General features: G+C 52.2%; 23 protein-coding genes and 1 pseudogene. 9 read left to right on the top strand and 15 right to left on the bottom strand.

Features of this window, described 5'->3' with window-relative positions:
* Positions 1 to 715: pseudogene (locus ACZCED_RS02085) on the top strand (hypothetical protein); the annotation flags it as partial.
* A gap of 47 nt (positions 716 to 762) precedes the next feature.
* Positions 763 to 2,118 (top strand): phosphoglucosamine mutase, encoded by a 1,356-nt coding sequence (glmM, locus tag ACZCED_RS02080; RefSeq protein WP_464860108.1) that lies wholly within the window; start codon positions 763 to 765, stop codon positions 2,116 to 2,118.
* Between the two features lie 103 nt (positions 2,119 to 2,221).
* Here the strand turns inward: glmM and ACZCED_RS02075 are convergent, their stop codons facing one another.
* Entirely contained in the window at positions 2,222 to 2,917 is a 696-nt protein-coding gene (locus tag ACZCED_RS02075; protein ID WP_464860107.1) for a Bax inhibitor-1/YccA family protein, read from the bottom strand.
* A 235-nt stretch (positions 2,918 to 3,152) separates the two neighbouring features.
* On the opposite strand from ACZCED_RS02075, the gene ACZCED_RS02070 reads away from it, so the two are divergent.
* The 7 genes from ACZCED_RS02070 (at position 3,153) to fusA (ending at position 11,071) form a co-directional block, all read left to right on the top strand.
* A complete protein-coding gene (locus ACZCED_RS02070) occupies positions 3,153 to 3,446 on the top strand; it encodes a hypothetical protein (RefSeq protein ID WP_464860106.1) in 294 nt (97 codons plus the stop codon).
* A 92-nt stretch (positions 3,447 to 3,538) separates the two neighbouring features.
* Positions 3,539 to 4,906 carry an exodeoxyribonuclease VII large subunit gene (gene xseA, locus ACZCED_RS02065; protein WP_464860105.1) on the top strand — a complete coding sequence of 456 codons (1,368 nt, stop codon included), beginning with the start codon at positions 3,539 to 3,541 and terminating at the stop codon, positions 4,904 to 4,906.
* 60 nt (positions 4,907 to 4,966) lie between these two features.
* Positions 4,967 to 5,203, top strand: a complete 237-nt coding sequence (locus ACZCED_RS02060; RefSeq protein ID WP_462968074.1) for an exodeoxyribonuclease VII small subunit — start codon at positions 4,967 to 4,969, stop codon at positions 5,201 to 5,203.
* Between the two features lie 17 nt (positions 5,204 to 5,220).
* Positions 5,221 to 6,114: a polyprenyl synthetase family protein gene (locus ACZCED_RS02055; RefSeq protein ID WP_462968075.1), complete on the top strand. Its 894-nt coding sequence runs from the start codon at positions 5,221 to 5,223 to the stop codon at positions 6,112 to 6,114.
* A gap of 17 nt (positions 6,115 to 6,131) precedes the next feature.
* On the top strand, positions 6,132 to 8,024 hold the full coding sequence (gene dxs / locus ACZCED_RS02050; protein WP_462968076.1) for a 1-deoxy-D-xylulose-5-phosphate synthase: 1,893 nt from the start codon (positions 6,132 to 6,134) through the stop codon (positions 8,022 to 8,024).
* A gap of 118 nt (positions 8,025 to 8,142) precedes the next feature.
* Entirely contained in the window at positions 8,143 to 8,892 is a 750-nt protein-coding gene (locus ACZCED_RS02045) for a TlyA family RNA methyltransferase (protein ID WP_462968077.1), read from the top strand.
* A gap of 112 nt (positions 8,893 to 9,004) precedes the next feature.
* The gene (fusA, locus tag ACZCED_RS02040; protein WP_462968078.1) at positions 9,005 to 11,071 is read left to right on the top strand and encodes an elongation factor G; all 2,067 of its coding nucleotides are present in this window, start codon (positions 9,005 to 9,007) and stop codon (positions 11,069 to 11,071) included.
* 79 nt (positions 11,072 to 11,150) lie between these two features.
* Here the strand turns inward: fusA and ACZCED_RS02035 are convergent, their stop codons facing one another.
* From ACZCED_RS02035 to ACZCED_RS01970, 14 genes are all read right to left on the bottom strand, one after another.
* Entirely contained in the window at positions 11,151 to 11,822 is a 672-nt protein-coding gene (locus ACZCED_RS02035; protein WP_462968079.1) for a thermonuclease family protein, read from the bottom strand.
* Entirely contained in the window at positions 11,819 to 12,916 is a 1,098-nt protein-coding gene (locus ACZCED_RS02030; protein WP_464860104.1) for an SPL family radical SAM protein, read from the bottom strand. The genes ACZCED_RS02035 and ACZCED_RS02030 overlap by 4 nt, the downstream gene beginning before the upstream one ends.
* Before the next feature lie 14 nt (positions 12,917 to 12,930).
* The gene (locus ACZCED_RS02025) at positions 12,931 to 15,117 is read right to left on the bottom strand and encodes a 3'-5' exonuclease (protein ID WP_464860103.1); all 2,187 of its coding nucleotides are present in this window, start codon (positions 15,115 to 15,117) and stop codon (positions 12,931 to 12,933) included.
* On the bottom strand, positions 15,114 to 15,482 hold the full coding sequence (locus ACZCED_RS02020) for a response regulator transcription factor (protein WP_462968082.1): 369 nt from the start codon (positions 15,480 to 15,482) through the stop codon (positions 15,114 to 15,116). Before ACZCED_RS02020 ends, ACZCED_RS02025 begins: the two co-directional genes overlap by 4 nt.
* Positions 15,483 to 15,681: 199 nt before the next feature.
* On the bottom strand, positions 15,682 to 15,909 hold the full coding sequence (locus ACZCED_RS02015; protein ID WP_462968083.1) for a hypothetical protein: 228 nt from the start codon (positions 15,907 to 15,909) through the stop codon (positions 15,682 to 15,684).
* Between the two features lie 262 nt (positions 15,910 to 16,171).
* Positions 16,172 to 17,974: a sodium:solute symporter family protein gene (locus ACZCED_RS02010; RefSeq protein WP_464860102.1), complete on the bottom strand. Its 1,803-nt coding sequence runs from the start codon at positions 17,972 to 17,974 to the stop codon at positions 16,172 to 16,174.
* 161 nt (positions 17,975 to 18,135) lie between these two features.
* Positions 18,136 to 20,166 (bottom strand): acetate--CoA ligase, encoded by a 2,031-nt coding sequence (gene acs / locus ACZCED_RS02005; protein ID WP_464860101.1) that lies wholly within the window; start codon positions 20,164 to 20,166, stop codon positions 18,136 to 18,138.
* 226 nt (positions 20,167 to 20,392) lie between these two features.
* Positions 20,393 to 21,025, bottom strand: coding sequence for a TetR/AcrR family transcriptional regulator (locus ACZCED_RS02000; protein ID WP_462968086.1), 633 nt, complete (start codon positions 21,023 to 21,025; stop codon positions 20,393 to 20,395).
* Positions 21,026 to 21,522: 497 nt separating this feature from the next.
* Positions 21,523 to 22,470 (bottom strand): ParB/RepB/Spo0J family partition protein, encoded by a 948-nt coding sequence (locus ACZCED_RS01995; protein WP_464860100.1) that lies wholly within the window; start codon positions 22,468 to 22,470, stop codon positions 21,523 to 21,525.
* Complete coding sequence (locus ACZCED_RS01990; RefSeq protein WP_464860099.1) at positions 22,460 to 23,356, bottom strand: phosphoribosylaminoimidazolesuccinocarboxamide synthase; 897 nt, start codon at positions 23,354 to 23,356, stop codon at positions 22,460 to 22,462. The genes ACZCED_RS01995 and ACZCED_RS01990 overlap by 11 nt, the downstream gene beginning before the upstream one ends.
* A gap of 76 nt (positions 23,357 to 23,432) precedes the next feature.
* Positions 23,433 to 23,783, bottom strand: coding sequence for a PilZ domain-containing protein (locus tag ACZCED_RS01985; protein WP_462968089.1), 351 nt, complete (start codon positions 23,781 to 23,783; stop codon positions 23,433 to 23,435).
* A 60-nt stretch (positions 23,784 to 23,843) separates the two neighbouring features.
* The gene (locus ACZCED_RS01980; RefSeq protein WP_464860098.1) at positions 23,844 to 25,046 is read right to left on the bottom strand and encodes a cyclic nucleotide-binding domain-containing protein; all 1,203 of its coding nucleotides are present in this window, start codon (positions 25,044 to 25,046) and stop codon (positions 23,844 to 23,846) included.
* Positions 25,047 to 25,061: 15 nt separating this feature from the next.
* Positions 25,062 to 25,676: a GTP-binding protein gene (locus ACZCED_RS01975; RefSeq protein ID WP_462968091.1), complete on the bottom strand. Its 615-nt coding sequence runs from the start codon at positions 25,674 to 25,676 to the stop codon at positions 25,062 to 25,064.
* A gap of 102 nt (positions 25,677 to 25,778) precedes the next feature.
* Entirely contained in the window at positions 25,779 to 26,696 is a 918-nt protein-coding gene (locus tag ACZCED_RS01970; protein WP_462968092.1) for a hypothetical protein, read from the bottom strand.
* Between the last annotated feature and the right edge of the window lie 92 nt (positions 26,697 to 26,788).

Raw genomic sequence — 26,788 nt, 5'->3', positions numbered from 1 at the left:
TGTCCCAAGGGTTTTCTGCAAAAACCTCAACCCTTTTTTTGGGGGGGGGTGGGTGGGGTTGGTGGGGCCGTGCCGCATTGACTACGGGACGTTGATTGCCGCGGGTTCGGTGTATCGCAAGGACCAGCTCAAACCGGACCGGTTGGTATTCGAGGGCGGGGGCAGGGGAGGAAGCGTTCCCTACTCCGCGGGGATATACCGGACTGTCAAGCGTCAGGCCGTTAACAACATCGTTTACCTGGCCAACCTGGTGGCCCTGATGAACTGGTATGTCCACATTCGTCGCCAATTTGTCGGAGAACGATTCCCCCTATCGCTCTATGAGGGGCTGGTCGACACGCTGCATATCGCAATATCGGAGCGGCTCCTGCGTTTCAGCGACTTTTGTGAAAAATTGGCCACATCCAAAAAACGCTATCAACAGCAAATGGGCGACAGCGCTTCCGCCAGCCTCATCCTCGAAAAAGATCAACTGGCCGACAAACGGGAACAGGCCGGCGATCTGATCCGCCATTGGTTGGATAACATACAAAGCAATGAAAACCAGTCATTTATGCAGCTTATCCGCTTAAAAATCGACAGCGTCGGGTCCAGCTACCTGGACGTGATAAAAAGCCTCGATGCTGACGAATCCCTGCAAGGAACGGTTTGGCTGCAACAGATCGTCGATGAGGTAACCGGGCAGATGTTAGCGTTGTTTCCGGCGATTCGATAACCATCCTCGCGGTGATGAAACCCGATAGGCCAGCAGGAGGAATACGATTGGGAAAACTGTTTGGAACCGATGGCATCCGCGGCGTAGCTAACCAATATCCGCTGGATTGCGAAACAGCGCTTAAGGCGGGAAGGGCTATCGCTGCTTATTTCGATGCCGGGAAACAGGTGTCCGACCGTTTTATCATCGGTCAAGATACGCGGATCTCCGGAAACATGCTGGTCAGCGCACTTGCGGCCGGCATCTGCTCCATGGGTAAAGATGTCTATCTGACCGGTGTCCTCCCCACACCGGGGGTGGCCCATCTAACCGCATCCCAAGGATATGATGCCGGTATTGTGATCTCCGCATCCCACAATCCATTTGATGACAACGGCATCAAACTCTTTAAATCGGACGGATTCAAACTCTCCGATGATGCCGAGCGGTCCATCGAGCAATTGATCAACGATGGTGGAGCGCTTTACCAAAAAAGCCAGACGATCAAACGGGTGGGAGCGATTCATCTTGTCGATAACGCCGAGGAACGCTATCGTCGGTTTTTGCAGAATTGTATTTCCGCAGGACCGTCGCTGGCTGGAATGAAGCTGATCATTGACTGTTCCAACGGAGCCGCCAGCCTGATTGCACCGCTACTTTTCAAAGACCTTGGCATAACGGTGAAACCTATTTTTTGCGAGCCGGATGGAATCAATATCAACGACAATTGCGGATCCCAGCATCCGGGTGCGCTGGCAAGGATGGTTGTGGCTGAAGGCGCCAATCTGGGTTTGGCCTTGGATGGGGATGCCGATCGATTGATCGCGGTGGATGAAAAAGGAGCGGTGCTTTCCGGCGACCAGGTGATGGCGATTTGTGCCAAAGACATGAAGATAAAAAAGCAGATAGCCAAACCGGTAGTGGTTACAACGGTCATGAGCAACATGGGCTTTGGTGCAGCACTTAAAAAATTGGGCATCGGTCACATCAAAGCCCAGGTCGGGGACCGCTATGTTATGCAGGAAATGTTGAAAGCCGGTGCTGTCTTAGGTGGTGAAGATTCCGGGCACATGATCTTTTTAAACCACCATACGACGGGCGACGGCATGCTGGCAGCCCTGAAACTGATGCAAGCCATACAATCATCGGGAAAACCCCTTTCCGAATTGGCAACGGTCATGACCGTTTTCCCCCAATGCCTGATCAATGTAAATGTGAAAGCCAAACCGGAAATCGATACGATCGATGCGGTCGTGCGGGTCATTCACGCCGTTAAAGATGAACTCGGTGACAACGGACGGGTGCTGGTCCGCTATTCGGGAACCCAGCCCCAGTGCCGGGTGATGGTTGAAGGTCCTACTGAAGGAAAAACGCGATCCCTTTGCCAACAGATTGCATCGGAGGTAGCCAAGGCGTTGGGGTGACGACGGCGATCGGCGGTCAGATGACTGAGAACTGAATACTGAAGACGGACACAAAAAAAAGCCCCTGCACCATGAGTGATCATGATTCAGGGGCTTTTTTTATTTAGTCGCGGTTGCCGCCGAAGATCATCAGCAGGTACTGAAACATCAGGATAAAATCGAGGTAAAGCGTCAATGCACCGATGATGGCACCCTTTCTGACCACGGCGGCATCCAGGCCAGCCGGTTGGGAAATGGCCATGGATTTAAGTTTCTGGGTGTCATAGGCGGTCAGTCCGGTAAAAACCAATACGCCGATATAGCTGATGATCATCTGCATGGCCGGGCTTTTCAGAAAGATGTTCACGATGGATGCGATGATGATACCGATCAACCCCATGAACAGGAAGTTGCCGAGGCCGGTGAGATCGCGTTTGGTTACCCAGCCAAAAACACTGCACACCGCAAAGGTGCCGGCACAGATGAAAAAGGTGGAAGCAATGGATGACATTGTGTAAACAAGGAAAATGAAGGCCATTGTCGCACCGTTGAGGGCCGCATAGAACATGAACATTCCGGTGGCGGTCGATGCCTGCATTTTGTGTACACGGCTGGCGAGCATAAATACCAAGGCCAGTTCTCCGATGAAAAAGATCCAGCGCGCCTGATATACAAAGCGGAGAACCGGTTCGTTGTGTGCGACAAACCAGGCGACGGCACCGGTCAATGCGAGCCCGATGGCCATCCAGTTGTACACGCTCCTGACAAACGTGTTAACCTGAACCTGGGCCTGGGTTCTTTCCATTGGAATCGACTGCATATTTGATACCTCCGCATAAGTTTATGTTTGTAGTTGCCTTCCGACCACTGTCGGTAGTCGCCAAATATAACACAGGTTGCTTTATTTTCAAGCCTAAAGCTGATATGAACGATGCGTTCGTATTTAGGTGGTTGGAGCTATAACTTCAATGATTGTAAAACGCCGCTTGGATCCCCCGGGACGATCGATTCAATCGTAGTTAACGTGCACGCTTTATTTTTTAATTTGGCGCACCATGAAACCTGAGCAGATCTACCAGGAGCTTAAAGATTTAGCGGAAAAACTCGACGTTACGGTCTCCGAGCAGAGTTTCCGCACCAGCGGGATACCCGTGAAAAGCGGCTTTTGCCTGATCAAGGGAAAAATGCACTGCATTATCGACAAAAATATCAGCCTGCACAAAAAGACGGTGATCCTGGCACAATCGCTTTTTGAACTGCCTCACGAAAATCTGTTCGTCGTGCCTGCCGTTCGCGATCTGATTAAAAAATACGGGCGCAAGGATAACAGCGGCCATAAAGCAGATTAATCGTATCTATGATTTTACATAATATATCTTATCGGACGTTACAGGCCAGTCACTTTTCATCCTGAAATAAACTTCACACCCACATCGAGACCATGGCGACAAACGGCTCAAGTACCAGTCCTTCCCGGCAACATGTCTACGAAGTCACAGAACTCAATAAAAATATTAAACAATTACTTGAAGATAAATTTCCTTTCTTTTGGATATCTGGAGAAATTTCTAACTTTAAAAAGCCTTCATCCGGCCATTGCTATTTTACGTTGAAGGATTTTCATTCGCAAATCAGTGCGGTCATTTTCCGCGCCCAAGCCAGTGCCCTCAAATTCAAACCCGAAGATGGCATGTCCGTCGTTGGTCTGGGTCGCATCAGCGTCTACGAACCCAGAGGCGCCTACCAGGTAATTTTTGAATACCTGGAACCGAAGGGAGTCGGTGCCCTCCAGATCGCCTTTGAAAAACTGAAACAGCAGCTCTTCGATCAAGGGTTGTTTGACCAGCGGCATAAGCTGCCGTTGCCCCTCATACCCAAAAAAATAAGTATTGTGACTTCACCGACCGGTGCGGCCATCCGTGATTTCATCAAGGTGGCACAGCGGCGTTTTCCCAACCTGCCGCTGGAAGTTGTTCCGGTCAGTGTTCAAGGCAGTCGAGCGCCTGGTGAAATCATCCGTGCCGTCCGTTGGCTGAATGAAATTGGAACGACCGATGTCATCGTTCTAGCACGCGGCGGCGGATCCATCGAAGATCTCTGCGCCTTTAACGATGAAATGGTCGCCCGGACCATATTTGCATCCGGCATCCCGATCATCTCAGCCATCGGCCACGAAACGGATTTCACCATCGCCGATTTTGTCGCCGATCTTCGGGCACCTACGCCGTCCGCCGCTGCCGAAATAGCGGTTCCCTCAAAAAATGAACTGAAGAATCAGCTTGAAAACATTAATCAAAAACTTTATAAAACAATCATCAATATATTGAAATTATTATATAATAATATAAATGGAATTAATAGTCGGATCGTTCATCCCCGCCAACGGCTTCAAGATATGCGAATGCGGCTGGATGACTATTCGATTCGACTGCTTTCGTCGATCAACAACGCGTTGACACGCCTAAACGAACGTCTTGCCTTCCAGCACAACATGCTGATACGTGTCTCACCGGCCAAGACAGTGGCATCCATGCAAGAACAGGTCAACACCCTTCAGGATGCCTCGATCTGGCAGATCAGCCATCTCATCCGGGATGGGCGAACCGCCATCTCCAAGAATCTCTCCATGCTGGATGCGTTGAATCCCATGGCAATATTGCAGCGCGGATACAGCATCACCCGCGCCCTGCCCGATCGATCCATCGTTCGCCGCGCCAGTCAGGTAACCATTGATCAGCGCCTTGAAATACTTCTGGGAAAGGGTCGATTGACGGTCACCGTAAACGGGAAAAATAATGAGGTGAACTGAATAGTTCAGCCGCTTCGCCAATAATACCCACGTTAGAGAACAAAGGAAAAATGAATCCCCATGGCAACAAAGGCAAAACCGAGTTTTGAAAAAGCGCTCACGGATCTTGAAAAAATCGTCAAGGCACTTGAATCCGGCGACCTTCCGTTGGAAAAAGCCTTGGAAAAGTTCGAAGCCGGCATCAAGTTGTCCCGGTACTGCACCGAAACACTGGATGAAGCCGAACGGCGGATTACGCTGCTGACGGATGATGGGACCGGTAACCCCGTGGAAACTCCCTTTGACGCAGAAGCATAAAACAGGCCCCATCTACCATGTTCGACTTGAAGACATACCTGAAAGATGTGCGGACGACGGTTGATGAACAACTGAACCACTATCTGCACGCCCAACAGCCCGCCACACGACTTTCCCATGCCATGACCTATTCGGTCATGGCAGGCGGTAAACGGTTGCGGCCCGTGCTTTGTATCGCCGCCGCGGAAATTGTCGGTGGCAGGCGGGACGCCGTTCTCCCCCTTGCCTGTGCACTGGAATTCATCCACACCTATTCATTGATTCATGATGACTTGCCGGCCATGGACAATGACGACAAACGACGAGGAAAACCGACCTGTCATGTCCAATTTGACGAGGCGACGGCCATTCTAGCCGGCGATGCGCTGTTGACATTGGCTTTCGAAATCCTGGCCGAAGCCGGTTCGCGATGCGCGTCGGACGATCAACACCGCTGGTTGCTGACCATCGCCAAGATTGCCTCTGCAGCAGGTTTCAAAGGCATGATTGAAGGGCAGATGCGCGATATGGCCTTTGAAGGGACGGTAATTCCACAAGGTGAACTGGAATCCCTTCACCGGCTGAAAACAGGTAAAATGATTGAAATATCAGTTGCTTCAGGAGCACTGGTGTCAGGGGCGTCAGCGCGCCAGCAACAGTTGCTGCACAGCTATGCACAGAATATCGGTCTGGCTTTCCAGGTGGCTGACGACATTCTCAACGTGCAAGGAGACCCGGAGCGACTGGGAAAAGCCACCGGTACCGACCAGACCCGAGGGAAAAACACCTACGCGTCGCTGTTGGGTCTGTCCGGTGCCGAGGCACTTGCCGGCCAACTGGTGAACAATGCCTTGAAGGCACTTGACGCTTTTGACCATGGAGCAGATTCTCTTCGCGCCATTGCGCGCTATGTCATCGAACGCAAACGATAACTCAGGGAGCTATAACCTTGCGCCAATCCTCGCATCTACTCGATACAATCAACTCTCCCCTCGACCTGAAGAAATTGAAACGTTCAGAACTATCTGAACTGGCAAAGGAAATCCGTAAAACCATCGTAGACGTGGTTTCCACCTCCGGCGGTCACCTGGCGTCCAGCTTAGGTGCCGTTGAACTGAGCATCGCCCTTCACTACGTCTTTGATACACCTGCTGATAAAATTCTGTGGGATGTCGGCCACCAGGCATATGCCCACAAATTGCTCACCGGCCGCCGGGACCAGTTCCATACGCTACGCCGGCATGGCGGTCTCTCCGGATTTACCAAGCGTAGCGAGAGCCCATACGACACCTTTACCACCGGCCACAGCAGCACCTCCATATCAGCCGGTCTGGGTATTGCCTGTGCAAAACGCCTGAAAAAAGATTCATCCAAGGTAGTGGCGGTGATCGGAGACGGTTCGCTGACTGCCGGGCTTGCCTATGAAGGACTGAACCAAACCGGAGACACGCACAACGACAAGGATATGATCGTTATCCTGAACGACAATGAAATGTCCATCTCCCATAATGTCGGCGCACTCTCCTCCCTGCTCAGCCGAACTTTTTCCGCGTCGAGGCTTCAGATGATGCGCAAGGAGTTTGGCGAATTCCTCAAATCGCTGCCTCGTATCGGCGAAAATATGTACCAATTGGCCAAGCGCGGTGAAGAGTCGTTCAAGACCTTTGTTACGCCGGGAATGCTGTTCGAAGCGTTCAACTTTGAATATTTCGGTCCCATCGACGGGCACAATCTGGACCATTTAATTAATATTCTGAAAAATATCAAAACAATGGATGAACCGGTGCTCTTGCACGTAATTACCAAAAAAGGCAAGGGATACCCGCAGGCGGAACAGAATCCGGTCTATTTTCATGGTGTCAGCTCTTTCGACATCGACACGGGAATCTGCCGAAAAAAGACCACCAATGTACCCACTTACACCGATATGTTCGGTCAAACCATGGTCGAATTGGCAAAAACCAATGAGAAAATTATTGCCGTTACCGCCGCCATGCCGGAAGGGACCGGTCTGGTTCCTTTTTCCAAGGCATATCCGGACCGTTTTTTTGATGTGGGCATTGCTGAACAGCACGGTGTCACTTTTGCCGCGGGGATGGCCACCGAAGGGTTCCGTCCGGTGGTGGCTGTCTATTCGACCTTTCTCCAGCGAGCCTACGATCAGATCATTCACGACGTCTGCATCGAAAAACTGCCGGTGGTGTTCGCGCTGGACCGCGGCGGTATCGTCGGAGAGGACGGGCCCACCCATCACGGTCTTTTTGACATCTCGTATCTGAGATCCATCCCCAATATGGTGGTCATGGCCCCGAAGGACGAAAATGAGATGCGCCACATGCTGGCCACTGCCATGGCCCACGACGGACCTATCTCCCTTAGATACCCACGGGGGCGAGGAACCGGGGTGGAACTGGACAGCACCTTGACGACGCTTCCGATTGGCAAGGGTGAAATCCTGAGTCATGGCGACGACCTTTTGATCATTGCCGTGGGCAGCACCGTAAGCGAAGCGGTATGCGCAGCGGCCCTGCTGGAGCAGAACCATGGCATTCAGACAACCGTGGTCAATGCCCGGTTCATCAAACCGCTGGACACAGAACTGATCGTTTCCTTGGCCCGTAACATCAACCGAATCATCACTGTCGAAGAAAATACCGTTCAAGGGGGGTTTGGCAGCGCTGTTCTCGAGGTGCTGAGCGACCATGAAATCAATAACACCATCGTCAAACGGATGGGCATCAACGATCATTTTGTGGAGCACGGACCGCAAGATACCCTGCGATGCAAATACCAGGTGGATGCGTCGGCCATCATCAACACGGCCCTGTCCATGATGAACTGATGGGCCGATAGCTGTTCAGCTAGCCAACCCTACACCACCGGGTATCGGTAACGAATGACCTATCGCTGTAATACTTTATCAACCGATCAGTTCACCAGCTGAACCCGGAAGGGTTTTTATGGCTGTTAAAAAGCGAATCGATACACTGCTCGTTGAAAAACAATTCTGCCTCAGCCGGGAACGGGCCAAGGCCCTGGTCATGGCCGGACGCGTGTTCGTGAACCATATGCCCTGCGACAAACCCGGCACCCGATTTCCCGAAGATACCGAAATCACATTAAAAGGCGATGACCTGCGCTATGTGAGCCGTGGGGGGCTGAAGCTTGAAGCTGCCTTGAAAGCAAACGGCATCGATTGTGCCGGCATGGTCTGTCTCGATGTGGGGGCCTCTACAGGCGGCTTTACCGACTGCCTGCTTAAACACGGCGCCGCCCAGGTATTTGCGGTGGATGTGGGATATGGGCAGCTGGCATGGTCGCTGAGGCAGGATGATCGGGTGATTGTCATTGAGCGGACCAACATTCGCAAAATGGATCCCGCCTTGATTACCAGGAAGGTGGACCTTGTGACCATCGACACCTCCTTTATCTCCCTTAAGATCGTCGTCCCTTGCACCCTTCCCTTTCTTAATCCCGGCGGCATCATCCTGGCTTTGATCAAGCCTCAGTTCGAAGCCGGCAAAGGCAAGGTTGGCAAGGGCGGCGTGGTCAAGGATCCGGATCTTCATGCTGAAATCATCGACGGACTTCGGGATTTCTTCTCTCGGCTATCGCTTTTTTGCGGCCCCGTTATCCCCTCCCCTGTATTGGGCCCCAAAGGGAATCGGGAATTCATCATCCTGCTGAGACCGTTAGATTTTGATTTATAATCAGGTTTTTAAACTTGATTTTTTTTAGTCGTCGAATTAGTAATATCTGCTTAAACGAAAATCTGCCAATAGGGCAGAAAATACAATGGAGAGAGGAGCTTGAGTGGCCCAAATGAATGAATCCTTAAGAAATGTAGCCCTGATTGCCCACGGGGGGGCTGGAAAAACCTCCCTCGCTGAAATCATGATTAACAAAGCCGGCCTGACCACCCGCGTCGGACGCGTGGAGGACGGCAACACGGTGATGGATTTCGAACCGGAAGAACTCAAGCGGCAGGCCAGTCTTTCCAGTGGTTTCATTCAGCTTCCATGGAAAAAACATACCATCAGTCTGATTGATACGCCCGGCGATCAGAACTTTATCTCCGATGCCAAGCTATGCATGCAGGCAGCCGATACCGCCCTCATCCTTGTGGATGCCGTTGACGGCGTCAAGGTACAAACCGAGCAGGTGGCTGAGTTTGCATCCGACTACGACCTGCCCTGTGCGATTTTTATCAATAAACTCGACCGCGAGCGCGCCGATTTCATCCGCACCTTTGAAGATACCGTGCAGTGCCTGTCACCCAAACCCATTATCGTTCAGCTTCCCATTGGCGCCGAAGCCGATTTTAAGGGCATCGTCGACCTGATCGGCCTGAAAGCATACAGCTACGACGAGAACGGCAATGCAAAACAGATCGACATCCCCGCCGATATGAAGGATACGGTGGAGACGGAGCGGGAAACGCTCATCGAGAATGTGGCTGAGGCGGACGATGCGCTCATCGAACGCTATCTGGAAGGCGAGACCATCACCAACCAGGAACTTCGCGATACATTGAAAAAAGGCCTGCTTTCAAGAACCTTTGCACCGGTGCTCTGCGGGTCTGCCACGCATAATATCGGCATCGACCTGCTGATGGATTTTATTGCCACTTGCTTGCCTTCGCCTTTGGATAAAGCACCGAAACAAGGTGTGAACCCAGCCAACGATGAAGTCATTGAACGGGCATCGGACCCAAATGCGCCCTTTTCCGCCTTTGTTTTCAAGACCGTCGCCGATCCCTATGCCGGCAGACTGACTATTTTCAAGGTGGTTTCCGGAAAACTGGGCAGTGACGGCAATTTCTATAATTCGACCAAAGAGACCCGGGAGCGATTCAACCAACTGCTCGCCATTGCCGGCAAAGAGCAGAAACCGGCTTCGGAAGCCGGGCCAGGATCGATCGTAGCCGTAGCGAAACTCAAGGAAACCAAGACCGGCGACACGCTGTGTGATGAAAGCAACAAGATCCGCTATTCCTGCGCCGAACCCATGCCCACGCTGATTTCGTTTGCTCTGGAATCCAAAGCCACCGGCGATGAGGATAAAATTTATATATCCTTGACCAAGCTCCTGGAGGAAGACACGGCCTTACGGTTGGAGCGTAATGCGGAAACCAAAGAGATACTGCTTTCCGGTCTGGGCCAGGTTCACATCGAGAGCACCATCGAAAAACTCAAACGAAAATTCAACGTCGAAGTCCTGCTTAAAACCCCTAAGATTCCCTACCGGGAGACCATCAAAAAGAAAGTCCGCGTCCAGGGCAAACACAAAAAACAGTCCGGTGGGCACGGTCAGTACGGCGACTGCTGGATCGTTATGGAACCCCTTCCCAGGGGAGCTGGCTTCGAATTTGTGGATGCCATCGTCGGCGGGGTAATCCCCAAAAATTACATCCCGGCCGTCGAAAAAGGCATCGTAGAGGCCTGCCAGAAAGGACCGCTGATCGGCGCCCCCTGTGTGGACTTCAGGGCCACTGTGGACTTTGGCAGCTACCATGCCGTCGATTCTTCGGAAATGGCCTTTAAGGTCGCCGGCTCCCTGGCCTACAAAAAAGCCTGTGAAGAGGCTAAACCGGTCCTGCTTGAACCGATCATGAAAGTGACGGTGACGACACCGGACGATTATATGGGCGACATCATGGGTGATATGAACAGCCGGCGCGGGCGCGTTCTTGGAATGGATACGGCAGGCAAGAACCAGGTGATAAACGCGGAGGTCCCCCTGGCAGAATTCCAGACCTATGCGCCGGATCTTCGCTCCATGACCGGAGGCCGCGGTATGTACACCATGGAATTCTTGCGTTACGACGAAGTTCCTGCCCAGATTGCCACCAAGGTGATCGAACAGATCAAGGCTGAAAAAGAAGCGTAGACGGCACCGTCCATCCCATCTGTGTTCTGAAAAAGGAGGGCCCTGCCCTCCTTTTTTCTGTTTCCCGGTCACAACCGAATTAAGGTAACGGAAATTCAATGCATTCCATGGCCGGTGCATAACCGGCCCAAAAGCCGGCCCATTGACTCCTCAACCATATTCGATTCTTTTTTGAGATGCGTTTGCCCATGGGACAATCGTGTGCATGAAATCGCCTTGACCGCCGGTTTGCCAGATAGGCACGGGGTTGTTTGTTATCCTCTTTCACGCGTTGCCAGATGCCCCTGCCACGCTCCATGGCAGCCCGCTGGGCGGAAAGCAGTAGCGTCTCTTGGCCGATGTTGGGAAACCGATACAAAACGTGGGCAACTCCCTTTTCGAGCAAGGCGGCGTTTACAAAAAGCCCATCACTGCGATAGACATAGGCCAGCGTCCTGCCGTGTCGATCCTTTTTTTCGCGGTCGAAATCCAGCCGGAGCTTCCAGCCGTCGACCAGTTCGCGATTCATCGCGCGGGCCTCATTGCCCATCGGTTCTGCCCGATGATTATTATGATCGATTTCAGGAGAATCGATACCGATATAACGCACGTGTCGACCGTCTTTTAAAATGATGGTATCTCCATCAACCACCCACCTGGCTTTGACCCATGTTACAGCATCGCAGCGGCCAACCGAAACGGCAAGGATCAACACAATCAGGCCAATTTGGCAACGAATGCCATTTGACAGTATGAAAACAAAAGAATTCACGGGATCAAATCACAAATCTTGATGGCACTCTTGTCCAGCAGCCGCCCCAAGCCTCCCTGCCGTACCGGAACCCATCCGATGCTTTTTTCCCACACCTCATTATCTTCCATACAGAAATAGATGGTCACATCCGGCGCTGCGTCCCTTATCCAACCCACCATCTGCCGGTAAAGGGCGATGCGCAGCGGCTTGAAATAGCGCATTTTGTTGTCCAGACCGGTGACAAATTCACCGTAGGCTATTTTGGAATCCGGAAAGCGCTGGGCGATGACCGGCTTGAGCGCCGGCATGAAGCGGAAGGTGCCGAGGCTGATCCAAACGATATTTTCGGCGGAAATGCGCTGAAACAGCTGGTTGACCACCCGCCGATAATCGGTTTCACAGCCATTGTAAATAATCATGGGATCGAAATGAAATGCCAGCGGGTACCCCCATTTTTGGCAACGTGCAGCCGCCGTCAACCGTGCATCCAGCGAAGCGGTTCGCCGCTCCTCGCTTTGCATGACCACCGGGGTGTTCAATGACCACGCGAGAATGGTTTTTCGTCGGTGGTTCAGTGCCTTGAGCCTTTCAATGTTGACCGTTTTGGTCTTTAACTCCAGCACGGCCTTGTCCTGCAGGGCAAAACGGGTGACCAGGTAATCGGTCAGATCGGTCCATCTTTCCCAGATCAGGCTGTCTGTATATTCCCCCGTGCCTACCCGGCTTATTTCCTTTTTTTCAAAGAGTCCGCTCAGTTCCGTGTCAAGCTCTTCCCGGTTAACGAAGAATTGCAGCAGAGGGGGATGGAAATAGCTTTGAAGAATACAATAGGCGCAGTCCATGGTGCAAAAGGAGGCTATATGCAGGATCTGGTAATCGCAGCAGGTGTATTCGCGGGTGCCCGGGCACGATTTTAAGAAACCGCCCTTGTTGCGGGTCAGGTAAAGCACCTGCTTGCCGCGGCTGACCGGATCATCCGCACTGTTGATCCACTGATAAATCGAAACGGGATCATCCACCTGTTCAACCGGCAGGTCAAGCTGACGGCTGATCCGTTCGGTTTCGGGATGGGAAGCGACATTGGCGTCGATGAAAATTTTTTTTATAATCACTGGGGCTTCTATTCTCAGTAGCGGCGCATGGCGTAATAGGTTCGCTGGGAGGCGGCCATGGCGTCTTGGAGGGTGTAAATCCCGTGTTCATTGAGCAGTGGAATCATTTTGATGAATACCTCCCCCGTGGCGATGGCATCTCCAAGTGCGTCGTGCCGCTTGGCGATTGTGACCCCCAACCGTTTGGCGATGCTTTCCAATGTGTGGTCATTATGGGCCGGGTGAAGGACGGCAGACAGGTGCATGGTGTCGAGCACCGGGTTGACGAAGCGAATACCGGTCGCCTTCTCTTTCATCTGCAGCATGCGCATGTCGAAGGCGGCATTGTGCGCGACCAGAACCGTATTCTGAGCGAACCGGTGAAAAAATGGCAGCACCTTTTCAATCGTCGGTTTCCCTTTGAGCATACTTTCATCTAGACCATGATACTTGATGGATTCGGCAGGTACGGACCGACATGGGTCAATCAGTTGATTGATGGTCTCCGTGTGAAGCAGGCGCCCGTTGACTACCCGGATGGCACCAATGGATATTATTTCATCACCACCTCGCGGATCCAACCCGGTGGTTTCCGTATCGAATACCGTATAGTTGAGTTCTCCGAGCATCCGTTGGCCCATTTCCGGAGTTTGTCCAGCTTGATCAAACAAATCGAAATCGTAGAATTCCGGCCGGCCTTTTGGCAGCAGTGTAACATGGCGAATATTTTCCGGCACACCTTCTGATTGAACCATAGGAATAAAGAATCGAAGGCAGGATTGGTCACTGTTCTGCTTATCGGTATGTGGCCAGATTTCTGCGTGATGGTGGTCGAGGACTTCCTTCAAGCTCAGCGGATAGCCTTTTTGGGTTCCGGTCAACGGCCGGTCGCTCCATTGCCGCAGGGTTTCGATCTTTACCGGCTCGCCCTGCCAGATCAGGTCAATTTGAACCAGATTGCCAGGCGCGGTCAATCGTATGCGGTGACATTCCGTATCATACTCTTTTTTGAGACATGCCACTACGAAGCCGATTGCCGAAACCAGTGAGTAGCTATCCACCCGGATCATGCAACGGGAATCACATTCGCTGATGTCAAGCTCCAGATCGGCGTTCGGCATGGTTTCGTTCTTGAGGGTCTGGATGAATTCGCTGGCGAGGATCGGTGAAAGCGGCCAGCGAGAATTGGCATAACTGGCCGTTTCGGTTAGCTCCGTTCTCAACAGCCGGCTCAATGACTGGGTTTCCGCAGCGATGTTTTCAAGGAAAGCGGCCTTCTGGTCGGCACCCATGTCGGGAAACTGGATCATCAAGTCAACAGTGGACCGGATGGCGGCAATTGACGATCGAAGATTTTTTGCCGTTCTTTTTAATTGTTGGTTCAATCGACTGGCATGTTCCAGCTGGTGAGTGATGTCCGAAAAGATCAGAACGAAACCGGCAAAACGTTTGTCCTCGTCCAGGATGGGAAGGGTTTCCACCCGGATATGCCTCCGGTTTTGGGTCACCACGGCAAAGTGAGAGGATACATTCTCCTTTTTTTGGTCAAGCTTGGTCTGAATGTCTTTTAGCGCATATTGAACCAGATTCCTGTCGATCAGAGAATAAATCGAACGATGTAAACCGACAAAGCCGTCCGTTTCCAAATCGTAATCTTTCTCGGCATTATCCGAAGTGCTGGGACGTTGAACCTTGTTGAGTACGCGTTGCGCTTGCCGGTTATACAGCAAGATTCGGCCGACCGTGTCACAGATCAATACCCCTTGGGTCAGTTCGGCCATGATCGTGGCCAATATGTTTTTTTCCGCTTCCGTCTTGGCTTTTGCCGTTTCAACGGACTGATCGATGATGTTCTTGGCGGCCTCGTATTGATCCCCGCAGACATTGATCAATTTCGCCAGTTTCTGGACTTCGCGGCTGCCGTCTATCTTCAATCGGTGGGCCGGATTGACGGTGTTCATCACCTGGGTTTCTTCGATGAGCTGATTCAACGGCAGGATGTAAAAACGGAAGAACCAGTCCAGGGTGAATCCGAACGCCGCAAACAGGAACACGCCGGTACTGAAAAAGTACCAGAACTGTTCTTTAAACAGGCGCATCAACAGTTGCTGTTCAGACGGATTGAGTTCCCGCCAGAAAAGTACCGCCAGGGTCACGGCGATAACCGCCGTAAAGGCCATGCAGACAACAGCGAACAGCCAGAATTTATTGTTCAGTTTCATCCGTTGAGGAGTTCTTCGACCTGCCTGACCACTTCGGCATTGGAAAAAGGTTTGGTGATGTAGGCATCCGCGGCCAGTGTATGTCCTTTGGCGATGTCCATATCACGCGTCATTGCAGAAAGAAAAACCACTTTGATCGATTCGTGGCGCGGGTCAGATTTCAAGTTCTGGCAAACTTGAAACCCATCGACGGTTGGCAGCATGACATCCAGCAGAACCAGATCAGGCGCGAACGTCTCAATGGCGGCAAGGGCATCTTCCCCGCTGTGAACGACCATTACTTCGAACTGGTTCTGTTCCATCAGAAACTTCAATGGTACAGTAATGCTCGGTTCGTCATCGACAATCAGAATCTTGTTGGCCATAATAATCTATACCCTCGATTTTAAAGGATTTCAAGAATACAAACGTTGTGACGACGGATTTTAGTTCCGGACGATACAGCCAATGGATGCAAAAGGATGCAGAAAGATAAAGCGGCCGCTGTGTTGCCGCGGTGAGAGCGGGAATTGCAAAATAAGGGCGGTCGACTATACCGCAATCGGGTATTGCAGCACCACCGTATTACAAAGAAAGTAACGGTGTTGCTATGAGTTCCATAAAAACGTAGGTTAAAAAAGTAATTACAGCCACGATGACGCCGGTAATGTACATGTTGCTCAGTTTATATTTGTTTTTATCTTTCTCGTGGTAATAGACGGCGTGTGCGCAGCGTTCGCACCACATGCGATCACGATTGGAAGTGAACGTGTGTCCGCACTGGCAGGTGACGGCTTTGGGTTTGAGTGACATGATGTCGTCCTTTATTTTGTAGGGAGACAGCGCTTTTTCGGGAAGGCACAGGAAGGGACATCTCCCTGTGCCTTCTCAGTCAAGCGTTGCTTTCCGGGCACCGGCAGCGAACGATCTTTCGGTGCCCGGATCGATTAACAGCAGCCCGTTCGGCCTACCCGAACAGCCCCCATCCAAAGGATGCAGTCCACAGGATGGAGAACACAACCAGTCCAATCATCCACATGTCTTCTTTTTTCATGGGTGATGCCTCCTTTATCGTTTAGGCTTCCTTGACGACGATGTTGGTTTCCTTTTCGGCACGGTCGATCTGAACTTCGTTGGTGGTCGCCATTTCCGCTTTGAAGCACAGGGCCCACATCATGACGATACCCAGGATCCACCAGGCGATCTGCCAGGACCACAGGGGGGTAAACCCGGCAAAAGAGAAGGCCTTATTGCCCAGAATACAGGCCGGGCCGATGGCAAAGAAATACCAGACGGGGGTGGCGATCTTCATGATGCTGCGCCACTGCTTGCCCGATGCGCTGGGCGCATCGATGTCGTCGAGAAAGTTCCTGATCTCTGCCTGGCGTTTGACGGTCTCTTCGTCATCCTTGAAACCGAGCCCCCTGCAGATGAATGCAACGGTTAAACCGCTTGCCGTACCCCAGAACGCACAGTGCATGGATAGCGGGTTAGGCCAGACTGCATAGGTGAGATAGACGGCGATCATGCCGGTGAGCACGCCCAGCACGGCACCGACCCGTGGGAATTTGAAGCCCCAGATCACGCCGACCAGAAGGACGTACATGACGAATCCGAAGGCCGTGGCCAGTGCACCGAGGATAACCAGGGCCGCCTTGGACGTCATGCCTACGGTCAGCGCCAGGATAGTCAGAAGCGTGGCGAAAACACGGTTCATCCAGATCTGCTCAGCATGGCTGGCTTCCTGGTTGCGGATGTAACGCCAGTAGACATCACGCAGCAGGATGGATCCGCCGGTGCCGATGTAAGGCGCTGCCGTGGAGTGGATGGCCGCGATGGCACCCATGAACACGACGCCGAGCATGAAGGGAGGCAGGAATTCAACCATCAGTGTCGGTACAAGTGTGGCCTGGGTTATATCTTGGAACGCCGCATGTCCGGCCAGTTGGAGCACTTTACCGCCCATGCCTTGGAAGGCGGTGAAAAAGAACAGGGCGAAGCCGACCACGAAGGTAGACATGAAGGCCTGCTGCCAAGCCAAGGGTTTGGGGGACTTGATGCCGAATGTCCACATGGTGAAGGCCGGAGAGCTTTGGATTCCCATCAGGGCGAACATGTAGGTGAGGATCATTACCGCGGTCCAGGCGCTTTCACCCGGTGCACCGCCTAAATAATCGACCGTGTTGATTACCCGGGGAACTTCGAGGAGCTTGGCGTCCAGATTGTGTACCGCCGCCGAGAATCCCGACCAGCCGCCAAACTGCTCCGAGGTGACCACGAACAGGCCGAGGATGACGATCCCACCGACCAGCAGTACGAACTGGATCACGCCGACCCTGGTGCTGGCCTTGAGGCCGCCGGTGCAGACGTAGAACCAGACGATGAAGGCCATGAAGATGGCGCCGAAGGTCACCGGTACACCGGCGATGACGTTAAACAGGGCGGCGGAGGCCATCAGCTGCACCGCCGAGTAAAAGATGGAGTACAGAACCGCCGTGAGGACAACCAGAAACCGCAACGGTTCAGAATTGAAGTAGTAGGCGTACATGTCGCCCGGGGTAACGAAGCCGTAGCGTTTGCCCAACAGCCAGGTGCGCTTTGAAAAGAACGTACCGGTGATGGGAATGGTCAGCACGTAAAACGAGGCGAACGCATAGGACAGACCGTCCCGCCAGATGAGACCCGGATGGCCGATGAAGGTCCATCCCGAAAACGATGCCGCCGTTGCCGCCAGCAGAAAGGCGAAAAAGGGAATGGATCGTCCGGCGATGGAGTAACCGGAAGAGGTCTTTTCCGTGAAATACCCTTTAAGCCCCCAATAAAAACAGTAGATAATATAAAGACCCAACATGATGTAAACCCACGTGGTTCCTGCCATAGTTTTTCCTCCTGTGCCTTTTCGTCAATGAAGTTGACCGGCCGCCAAATAAATTACTGGTTCTCCTGATCGCTCAGGGCGCGCCCTCACCTCCTTTCATGACTCTTTCGGACCGGGATCGGAAAGCACTTCCGATCCCGGTCCGTTTTGTTTGAAAATGATTATTTGACCATCTGTTTGATCTCTTCGACAATTTCGGGGTTGGCCAGAGTCATGACGTCACCCACATCGCGGTTGTTGGACAGTGCACCCAGCACCCGGCGCATGATCTTGCCAGAGCGGGTCTTGGGCATATCCTTGACGATCCATACCTTGCGCGGCTTGGCAATCTTGCCGATCTGGTCACAGACCACATCGGAAATCTTCTTGGCCATTTCGTCGCTGGCTGTGAAACCGGGTTTGAGCGCGATGTAAAGATCCGGTTCCTTGCCCTTGATCTCGTGGTTGACCGGAACGACGGCGGCTTCGGCCACTTCCGGCACCACCAGGGCGGCGGATTCGATTTCCTTGGTCCCCAGGCGGTGCCCGGACACGTTGATGACGTCGTCGATGCGCCCCAGGATCCGGTAATAGCCGTCTTCGGCCTCCACGGCGGCGTCACCGGTCAGGTAGGGCCAATCCCGCCAATCCGTGCTTTTGGGATCCTTGCAGTAGCGGGCAAAATAAGTGTCAACGAAGCGATCACGGTCGCCCCAGATGGTCATGAACATGCCTGGCCAGGGGTTCTGGATGCAGATGTTGCCGGCCTTCCCGGCTCCCCGGGGAACCACATTGCCGTCGTCGTCGTAAATGATGGGGTGAATACCCGGCATGCCCGGCCCGGCGCTGCCCGGTTTCATGGGGGTGATGGCCGGCAGGGTGCTGCAAAGGAAACCGCCGGTTTCGGTCTGCCACCAGGTATCTACGATAATGGCTTCACCCTTGCCGACTTCCTTGTGGTACCACTTCCATACGGCCGGCTCGATGGGTTCGCCCACGGTGGTCATGTGCTTGAAGTGGTAGGTGTACTTGGCCGGTTCGTCAGGGCCGATTTTCCTGAGGGCGCGAATGGCCGTGGGGGCGGTGTGGAAGATATTCACGTCCAGGTCCTGGGCGATGCGCCAGGCGCGCCCGGCATCCGGATAGGTGGGCACGCCCTCGTAGATGACCGTCGAGGCGCAGTTGGCCAGCGGGCCGTAAACAATGTAGGAGTGGCCGGTAATCCAGCCGATATCGGCCATGCACCAATAGACATCTTCGGGATGGATGTCCTGAACGAACTTGGAGGTTCCGGTGACGTAGGAGAGGTAGCCGCCAGTGCCGTGCTGACAGCCTTTGGGTTTGCCGGTGGTGCCTGAGGTGTACATCAAAAACAGCGGGTCTTCGGAGTTCATGCGTTCCGGTTCCACCCGGGCGCCATAGTATTTCTTCAGCAGGTCGTTGACGAAAAAGTCGCGTCCGTCGACCATGGGGGTCTTGGCGGAGTACTTGCCGGGGTAGCGCTGCCAGACCAGTACTTTGTCGACCTTCTGCCCGTCTTTTTCGGCATGCTTGACGGCGATGTCCGCGTTCTGCTTGTGGTCGAGGAGCGTACCGCTGCGGTAGTAGGCATCTGCCGTGATCAGGACATGGCTGCCAGAGTCGACGATGCGGTCGGCACAGGCGGTCCCGCTGAACCCGCCGAACACCTGGGAATGAATCACGCCCAAACGGGCGCAGGCCAGCATGGTGATGGGCAGTTCGGGAATCATGGGCATATGCAGGGTAACCCGGTCACCGCGTTTCAGACCGGCAAAATCCTTGAGCAGGGCGGCAAATTCATTCACCCGCACATAGAGCTCCTGGTAGGTGATGTGCTCGTATTTCTCATCCAGCGGCTCGGGAACAAAGTGGATGGCGGTCTTGTTCTTGTTATTCTTCAGGTGACGGTCCACGCAGTTGTAGCTGGCGTTGATCTTTCCGCCCTTGAACCACTTGTAGCAGGGTGCATCGCTGGTATCCAGAATTTCGTCCCAGTATTCGTACCAGGTTAAGAGATCGGCATATTCCTTGAAGCAATTTGGGAAATTATCCAGGCTGAACCGGTCGTAGATGCCTTTGTCCGTCATGTTTGCCTGGGCGATGAACTCGGTGGACGGATAGTAGTATCCCTCTTCCTGCCAGTGTACGGCAATTTGCGCCTCTGATGTTTCGACAACTTCTTTTTCTGCCATGGGTCACTCTCCTCCGATTAAAGTTGTAAGTTCAGTCGGACTGGTGTGCGTTTGGCTTCTTTTCAGTGCGTCTTTCATTTGCTCCCTGTCGTCTGCCCCTTAGTTCTCAAACCATCTTTCCGAGGTGATTGCATTTGAAAAGAAGTCCCCCTCCCCTTGTTTAATCCCCCCTTTCATCCATTCCAGTTAAGTGTTGTCGTCAAACAGATAATGGTTGGTGCGCCGCTCAATGGCGCATGATCCCGCGGGAAAAGATTTCAAATGCGGTATCGAAAGTCTCTTTTAAAAAGTCTTTTTCGCCATTGATGATTTTTTTGCTGGTTTCCCAGAGAATGATGCCGGAAAAAAGAGACCAGAGGATATCGGCAACGGCTGTCGGGTGTCTGTCCACAAACATGTTTTTGCGGATACCCTCTTCAAAAATGTTTGCCATGACTTTCAGGGAACTGCGACTCAGCGATTCAATCTGGTTCAACAAATCCGGAGAAAGGTTCTTCAGCGTTTCACTGGACTGCATGTGGAACATGTTGATCAGAATGAGCGGATCGAACTCGTAAACATCGAACATGGCTTCTTTCAGGGCGTTCAAGCGTTGTGACGCATCGGTGAACGGTTCGGCGTTGACGTGTTCAAGGCGGATCATCAGGTATTGAAGAATTCGAAGAGACAGAGAGGCGTATAGTTCGTCCTTGTTTTTAAAATAAAGGTATAATGTACCGGGGCTAAGTTCGGCTTCTTTGGCAATGTCTTCCATGGTTGCCTTGGCGAACCCCTTGTTGGTAAAGACCCGCTTGGCGGCAACCATGATCTGTTGCCGGCGTCGTTCACGCTCCCTCTCTTTTCGTTCCTGAATCCCCATATTAAATGAATTCCATTTATTTCTTAAAAGAGCTTATATATCTTGCCTTGTATTTGTCAAGTAATATTTGTTCATGTTTTTTAATTATAACCATATTTTCTATGTATTTTTAGTTCGCCGCCGGAAACATGCAAAACATGTTGACGCAATGTAATATATTTTATTAAATTACAGATTGTTAGAGATTTTCAGAGATGAAGGCAACGAGGAGGACGATAGCTACGATAGCCTTTACTCCCTTGTTTCCTGGAACGAAGCAGGTATTCCGGCCATCGGTGAAGCGGGGAGTTGTCGAGTGGATGTAAAATCGATGATCATCGAAACGGTTCCTTAATATGCACTGACGCGACTCAAGCCAATCATCCGCTGCGGCAAGCCACAGGGGGGCTCTGCGTTACAATCATAGCCATTTAGCTATATAAGCCGGCGGCATACACAGATCATTTCATCAGCGGATCGCCATCGTATCGTGCAAAAGGAAGCGTTTGCTTAGGAATCTATTCCGGAAGCAGATTGGGGTGGAGAACCAGCTTATCCAATTCGGATTGCAGGGATTTCAACTCCCGGCGGGAATCAATGGTCAAGCTCAACCGGTAGGACGTTCCTTCAAAAAACCGCGGAGGATGAATTTGAACACGAGGGTTCAATTTAAGGGATTTCACCTTTTGGTTGTACGCCGCTTCGGCTTTGCTCAATTGGGGGAAGCGCTTCGACTTAAGCGTCATTCTCAATTGTTGCGCTTTTTGTGGTGCGGGTAAATCCGCATTATTCATAGTATCGGCAATATCTGCCTGCGCTATCAACCCGGCGATGGGAACATCATCCCTGAGTGAGATTTCAGAAACCAACGCCAACAGTTCTCGCTGGATGTTCAAACCGGTGTTAAGTTGCCGGAAAAAGCGACACAGGGCGTTGGCATCATCGCCCGCCAACTGGCTGAGCTGAAGGGCGATGGGAGGGGCAATGCTTCCCTCGAGGATGGCTTCCTGCATGGGTACCGGCATGTCGGCTATTGGGGTGATCCGATCCACTGCAGTTTGACTGCCGGCCAATCCTGCCGATTCGGCAATCTTCAACCAGGCGGTTGAATCATCAGCATACTTTCGGATCAACGCGTATGCACGGGATTGTTCGACAATGTTTAATGGGCGTTGTGAAGCGTTATCCAATACGGCGATCTGGGCACACCGAATGGTTGAGACCGTGGATGGGAGTATTCGGGCCGGAATCGTTTGCCTGTTCAAGGTTTCACACGCGTTGATCCGGCGGAATCCGCAAACGATGGTGAAATCTTGCCCTGATTTTATAAGCACCGGCGGTTGCAGGAGACCGATGGCGCGGATGCACCCAGCCAGTTCGGTTTTTTCGGTTTTCGTGGTTATTTTAAAGGTATGATCTTCCGTTTTGATCTGCCTCATCAAAACGGGGGTGATTTCAAAGTCCATGGCTGTCGCCGCAAAGCAGCGTCAGGGCCTCCACATACTTGGCTCGCGTATTGTCTATCACCGCCTGGGGAAGTCGGGGCCCCGGTGCGGTTTTGTTCCAGTCCAGCGAATGCAGGTAATCGCGCAGATACTGCTTATCGAAACTCTTCTGCGATCCTCCTGGAGTGTAGGTGGCTTTAGGCCAGAACCGCGATGAATCAGGGGTCAACACTTCATCGATGAGAATCAGTTTACCATCCACCAGGCCGAACTCGAATTTGGTATCGGCGATGAGGATCCCTTTTTCATCGGCGATCTGTGCACCTTTTTTATATATGGCCAGTGATAGATCCCTGACCTGTTCCGCCAACGGCGCGCCGATCCGCTTAACCATTTCGTCGAAGTCGATATTGATATCGTGCTTGCCGATCTCTTCCTTGGTAGACGGTGTGAAAATCGGCATTGGCAACCGGTCGGATTCGACCAGCGCTTCCGGAAGACGGATGCCGCAAACGGTCCCGTCCTTGAGGTAGGACTTCCAACCGGACCCGGTAATGTAGCCGCGGACCACGCACTCCACTGGAAGCGGCTTGGCTTTTTTGACGACGATGCTGCGTCCTTGAAGATCCCGGGCATAGGGTCGGCAGGATTCAGGAAAGCGAGAGACATCGGCGGTGATGACGTGATTGCCGATCAGCGGCTTCATGATGTCGAACCAGAAAAGGGAAATCTGGGTAAGCACGACGCCTTTATCCGGTATGGGATCGGGCAGGACCACATCAAACGCAGACATCCGGTCCGTCGCTACCATCAGATAGGCATCGCCCAGATCATACATGTCTCGGACTTTGCCGCGTTGAATTAATTTCAAGTTTGAAAAACCAGTTTCTCGTACCACACGTGTCATGTGTAAGATTCCTTTGTTTACCCGACAGGCTGGCCTTCCGGGGTCGATTCATTCGATGATGTTCACCTGATCGAGTTCAAGCATTGGCGGAAAAGGCATTGAATGCATCGATGTAACGGCGAAGGGTCGCCAACGATGCATCTTCGATGGACAGAAACTGGATGCCGGACTGATGCAACCCGGCATCGGTGGTCCGGCTGAAGACCACTTTTCCGCGAATGGTCACCATGTCCTCTTTGAGCCCCACGACGACGTCCACCGTATCATTCTCGCTGAATGGCACGTGGGTTTCCAGCATGATCCCCGACTCGGAGACGTTGATCGTGCGCCCCATGCCTTGCATCATCTCTTTGTCATTCTCATCCAGATTCACATAATTGAGCAGATAGATCGAATCCACTCTGGAATGCTTTCTCTTTTCGTTCATTGGGGTTCACCTTTGTCCCGATGGTAAGGGGTTTCCGATGCCGACGATGGCCATTCCTATTTATTGCCGGGCGTTTGTGTCCGCGGCCACCTCTTTTTTGGAAGCCAGGGAACGGCAGACGATGTCCGCGGTCACAGACATGCAGGTGGCCATATTATCCACAATGTTTTTAAACGTGGTCGAGAGTCGGTTGTATTCCTTTTGCAGCGATACGGCTTCTATCTTGGCGATTTTTATATTTTCCGAACCATAGATGGATGCGCCTTCGGGCTCTTGTCCCAGGTGCAGGAAAGGCACATCGCCAAAAAAGTCGCCTTTGTAAAGATGGCACAGAACGACCGGGCCGTTTTCGGTATCTCTCACAACGGAGGCCCGGCCCTGTTTCAGCACGTAAAGCTGTTGTTCTTCGGCTTTTCCTTGTCGGAGGAGCACCTTTTTATCTTTCAGGATCTCAGCGGTCTGAATATTCCCGTCATGATATTCAACGATGCGATCGGTCAGCTGTTTCATTCGCTTGTCCAGGCTGGTTAAGAAGGTTCGGAATTCCAGTGACATGCCGGCGTATTCCTGGGCCAGGCGCTGGGAATCCAGAACACCCAGTTGGACATTGCCCACGGCGATAGCCGTGGCGGTGCGGATGTGGCCCTGCAACAGAAAAGAGGCCATACTGCCGATAAATGAGCCGTCGCCAATACGGATAATGGGAATAGTGCCCGACTCCACCTCTTTGACGATATCGACGACGCCCTCCAATATCACCCAGATCCAGCTTCCGTGCTTACCTTCTTCTACGATATGCTCGCTGTCGAAAAAGTCCTCCTCATCGACGACGTACATGTAATCCACGAGCGGGCCCTTGACGATGGCGGTCTTGGAAAGCAATCGTTTCATGTCGGCAGCTTTCTCGGCGGCATTGGCCGGTCCGACCTTCTTGATATGACCGTCATCCAGCAGCTTCATGCCCTCCAGGATGATCCCCATCCGGCTCTTGTTGATTCGTTTATCGGCCAACACGGCCTCTCGAGTGAACTCAAAAGAACCGTTGACCCATCCAAAAAGAGAGTATAGGGCATCGAGCCCCTCGACATCTCCGCTCTGGGCATTGATCGGATTTCCCTCGATAAAATAGATGAATCCCGGATCCGGTGCATAACGGTTGATCAGACGGAGCACCCCCGTGCTACCGCTTGAACCAAGCAGTTGAATGATGTCACCCAGGGAGAGGAAGCCCAGGCTTCCCGATAACGCAACGCTTTCATTCATCGGAAGGACCGGCCCCTATTTTGCCCACTTGAATTCCCTTTGCAAGGATTTCAGTGTTTCCATTAAACACGCCTTCAGTGTCACTCCCACCCCCGTCCCCTTCACCGCACTGCCCGGGAAAGCAGGGACTTTCAACTGCCGGTTCAAGTCACGATCCATCTGTTCGATGGACATCAGTGGGATTCCCTCATCCGCAAGATCTCTTTTGTTATACTGCATAATAAGCGGAACCTTGAATATGCTTTTGCCATATTCCTTGAGGTTGCTCTGCAGATCCTTCAGGGAGATCATATTTTTTTCCCGACGCACCTCCAGAGAATCCGCCACAAAAACGATGCCGTCCACGCCACGCAAAACAAGTTTGCGCGTCGAGCTGTATTTGACCTGTCCGGGTACGGTGTAGAGTTGTACACGGATGTCGCATCCTTTTATCTTCCCCAAACCGATTGGTAAAAAGTCGAAAAACAGGGTGCGGTCACCTTCCGTATTGATGGAAACCATTTCTCCGGTCACCTGTTTTTTGTATGATTTGAATACATATTCGAGGTTCGTTGTCTTGCCGCACCGACCCGGCCCGTAGTATACGACCTTACACTCGATTTCCCTTTTCTTCAGGTTGAAAATGGCCATAAAGATTGTCCTTAGCTGATGTAATGATGTAAGCGCTGGAGACCTTGTTTAGCCGCAATACGGTGTTCGCATTCAAAGTTTGACTGCAGCGTTAATTAATCGTCAAGTGCTAGTAACTTTTAAGTCGAGACAAAAATCGCCCTGTTTCGGCCCGGCATCGATCCGTGTCTTGTTGGCAACGACGGCCGTTCCTTTGAACATGGCAATGGGTGAGTAGAACTGGATATCGTCGAGGTTATCTCCTGTTTTCAACTCGTCGATCAGGCCTTTATCGTTTTTGGAGATGATCAGGCTCAATGTCCCACCGGACTGAAAATTGACATCGAACTCGACCATTTTTCCCTTATGGGTGCCACTGGTAAAGGTGATGCCGATGGAAGTGATATCCAGTATTTCCTCTTCGGGTTCGGGCATGCTGAACTCGATTCCGCCTGAATCGGCGCCGGCATGAATTTCATCTCTTTCACTCACCGGCACGGGCAGGATCTTATCGATGCCTTTCCTGTCAATAATCGGCTGAAGATAGGTCCGTATGGACTCCAGTTGATGGCCGTTGAACAGGTCTCCGGAAAGCCATCGATGGTATTGGTCGATGGCATCGTCCACAGAAGCGATCGCCATCTTGCATCGGATAATGTTTTTGCCTGCATCCACGCGGTATACATCGTCTTTCAGCAAGGCTTCCAACTCGACGATAGCCCGCTCGAATTGACCGAACTTGGCTAAGGCGACAGCTTTTTGCAGATCGTTTTCACCAAACAGGCTCTTTATCAGGTTCTGCCCTTTTTCAGACAATTCCGGAGAGGAGGGACCGGTTTCAACCTTCTCCGTCTTTTTTTCAAGGGAATGAATCTTGTCCGAAATGGCCTTCAGCAGACTGTCCTTGTTTTTAAGCTTATCGATCTTGTGGATCATGGCTGACGCTGCATGGTACTTATCCTTTGCTTCGGGAAACAGTCCCTGGGCACGGTACAATTCGGCTTCATTAAGCAGGGATTTGATTTGCAGGCTGATGTCCATTCACGATCCTGTTTTTGCTGGCAGTCAAACAGTGGTTTTGCCGCCATTGTCCTGTGGGGACTGGGAAAACGCGGCAACCCAACTTGTCATTT

It is taken from the genome of Desulfosarcina sp. (assembly GCF_055467485.1).
This window is presented reverse-complemented; position numbering and strand designations above follow the sequence as displayed.

Coding starts and splice junctions, on each gene's coding strand:
- acs (WP_464860101.1), bottom strand. CDS start 20,166: ATGGCAGAAAAAGAAGTTGTCGAAACATCAGAGGCGCAAATTGCCGTA.
- ACZCED_RS01985 (WP_462968089.1), bottom strand. CDS start 23,783: ATGAACGAAAAGAGAAAGCATTCCAGAGTGGATTCGATCTATCTGCTC.
- ACZCED_RS01975 (WP_462968091.1), bottom strand. CDS start 25,676: ATGGCCATTTTCAACCTGAAGAAAAGGGAAATCGAGTGTAAGGTCGTA.
- ACZCED_RS02045 (WP_462968077.1), top strand. CDS start 8,143: ATGGCTGTTAAAAAGCGAATCGATACACTGCTCGTTGAAAAACAATTC.
- ACZCED_RS02025 (WP_464860103.1), bottom strand. CDS start 15,117: ATGAAACTGAACAATAAATTCTGGCTGTTCGCTGTTGTCTGCATGGCC.
- ACZCED_RS02000 (WP_462968086.1), bottom strand. CDS start 21,025: ATGGGGATTCAGGAACGAAAAGAGAGGGAGCGTGAACGACGCCGGCAA.
- ACZCED_RS02055 (WP_462968075.1), top strand. CDS start 5,221: ATGTTCGACTTGAAGACATACCTGAAAGATGTGCGGACGACGGTTGAT.
- ACZCED_RS01995 (WP_464860100.1), bottom strand. CDS start 22,470: ATGGACTTTGAAATCACCCCCGTTTTGATGAGGCAGATCAAAACGGAA.
- ACZCED_RS01980 (WP_464860098.1), bottom strand. CDS start 25,046: ATGAATGAAAGCGTTGCGTTATCGGGAAGCCTGGGCTTCCTCTCCCTG.
- ACZCED_RS01990 (WP_464860099.1), bottom strand. CDS start 23,356: ATGACACGTGTGGTACGAGAAACTGGTTTTTCAAACTTGAAATTAATT.
- ACZCED_RS02075 (WP_464860107.1), bottom strand. CDS start 2,917: ATGCAGTCGATTCCAATGGAAAGAACCCAGGCCCAGGTTCAGGTTAAC.
- xseA (WP_464860105.1), top strand. CDS start 3,539: ATGGCGACAAACGGCTCAAGTACCAGTCCTTCCCGGCAACATGTCTAC.
- ACZCED_RS02015 (WP_462968083.1), bottom strand. CDS start 15,909: ATGTCACTCAAACCCAAAGCCGTCACCTGCCAGTGCGGACACACGTTC.
- ACZCED_RS02010 (WP_464860102.1), bottom strand. CDS start 17,974: ATGGCAGGAACCACGTGGGTTTACATCATGTTGGGTCTTTATATTATC.
- ACZCED_RS01970 (WP_462968092.1), bottom strand. CDS start 26,696: ATGGACATCAGCCTGCAAATCAAATCCCTGCTTAATGAAGCCGAATTG.
- ACZCED_RS02020 (WP_462968082.1), bottom strand. CDS start 15,482: ATGGCCAACAAGATTCTGATTGTCGATGACGAACCGAGCATTACTGTA.
- ACZCED_RS02060 (WP_462968074.1), top strand. CDS start 4,967: ATGGCAACAAAGGCAAAACCGAGTTTTGAAAAAGCGCTCACGGATCTT.
- ACZCED_RS02070 (WP_464860106.1), top strand. CDS start 3,153: ATGAAACCTGAGCAGATCTACCAGGAGCTTAAAGATTTAGCGGAAAAA.
- fusA (WP_462968078.1), top strand. CDS start 9,005: ATGAATGAATCCTTAAGAAATGTAGCCCTGATTGCCCACGGGGGGGCT.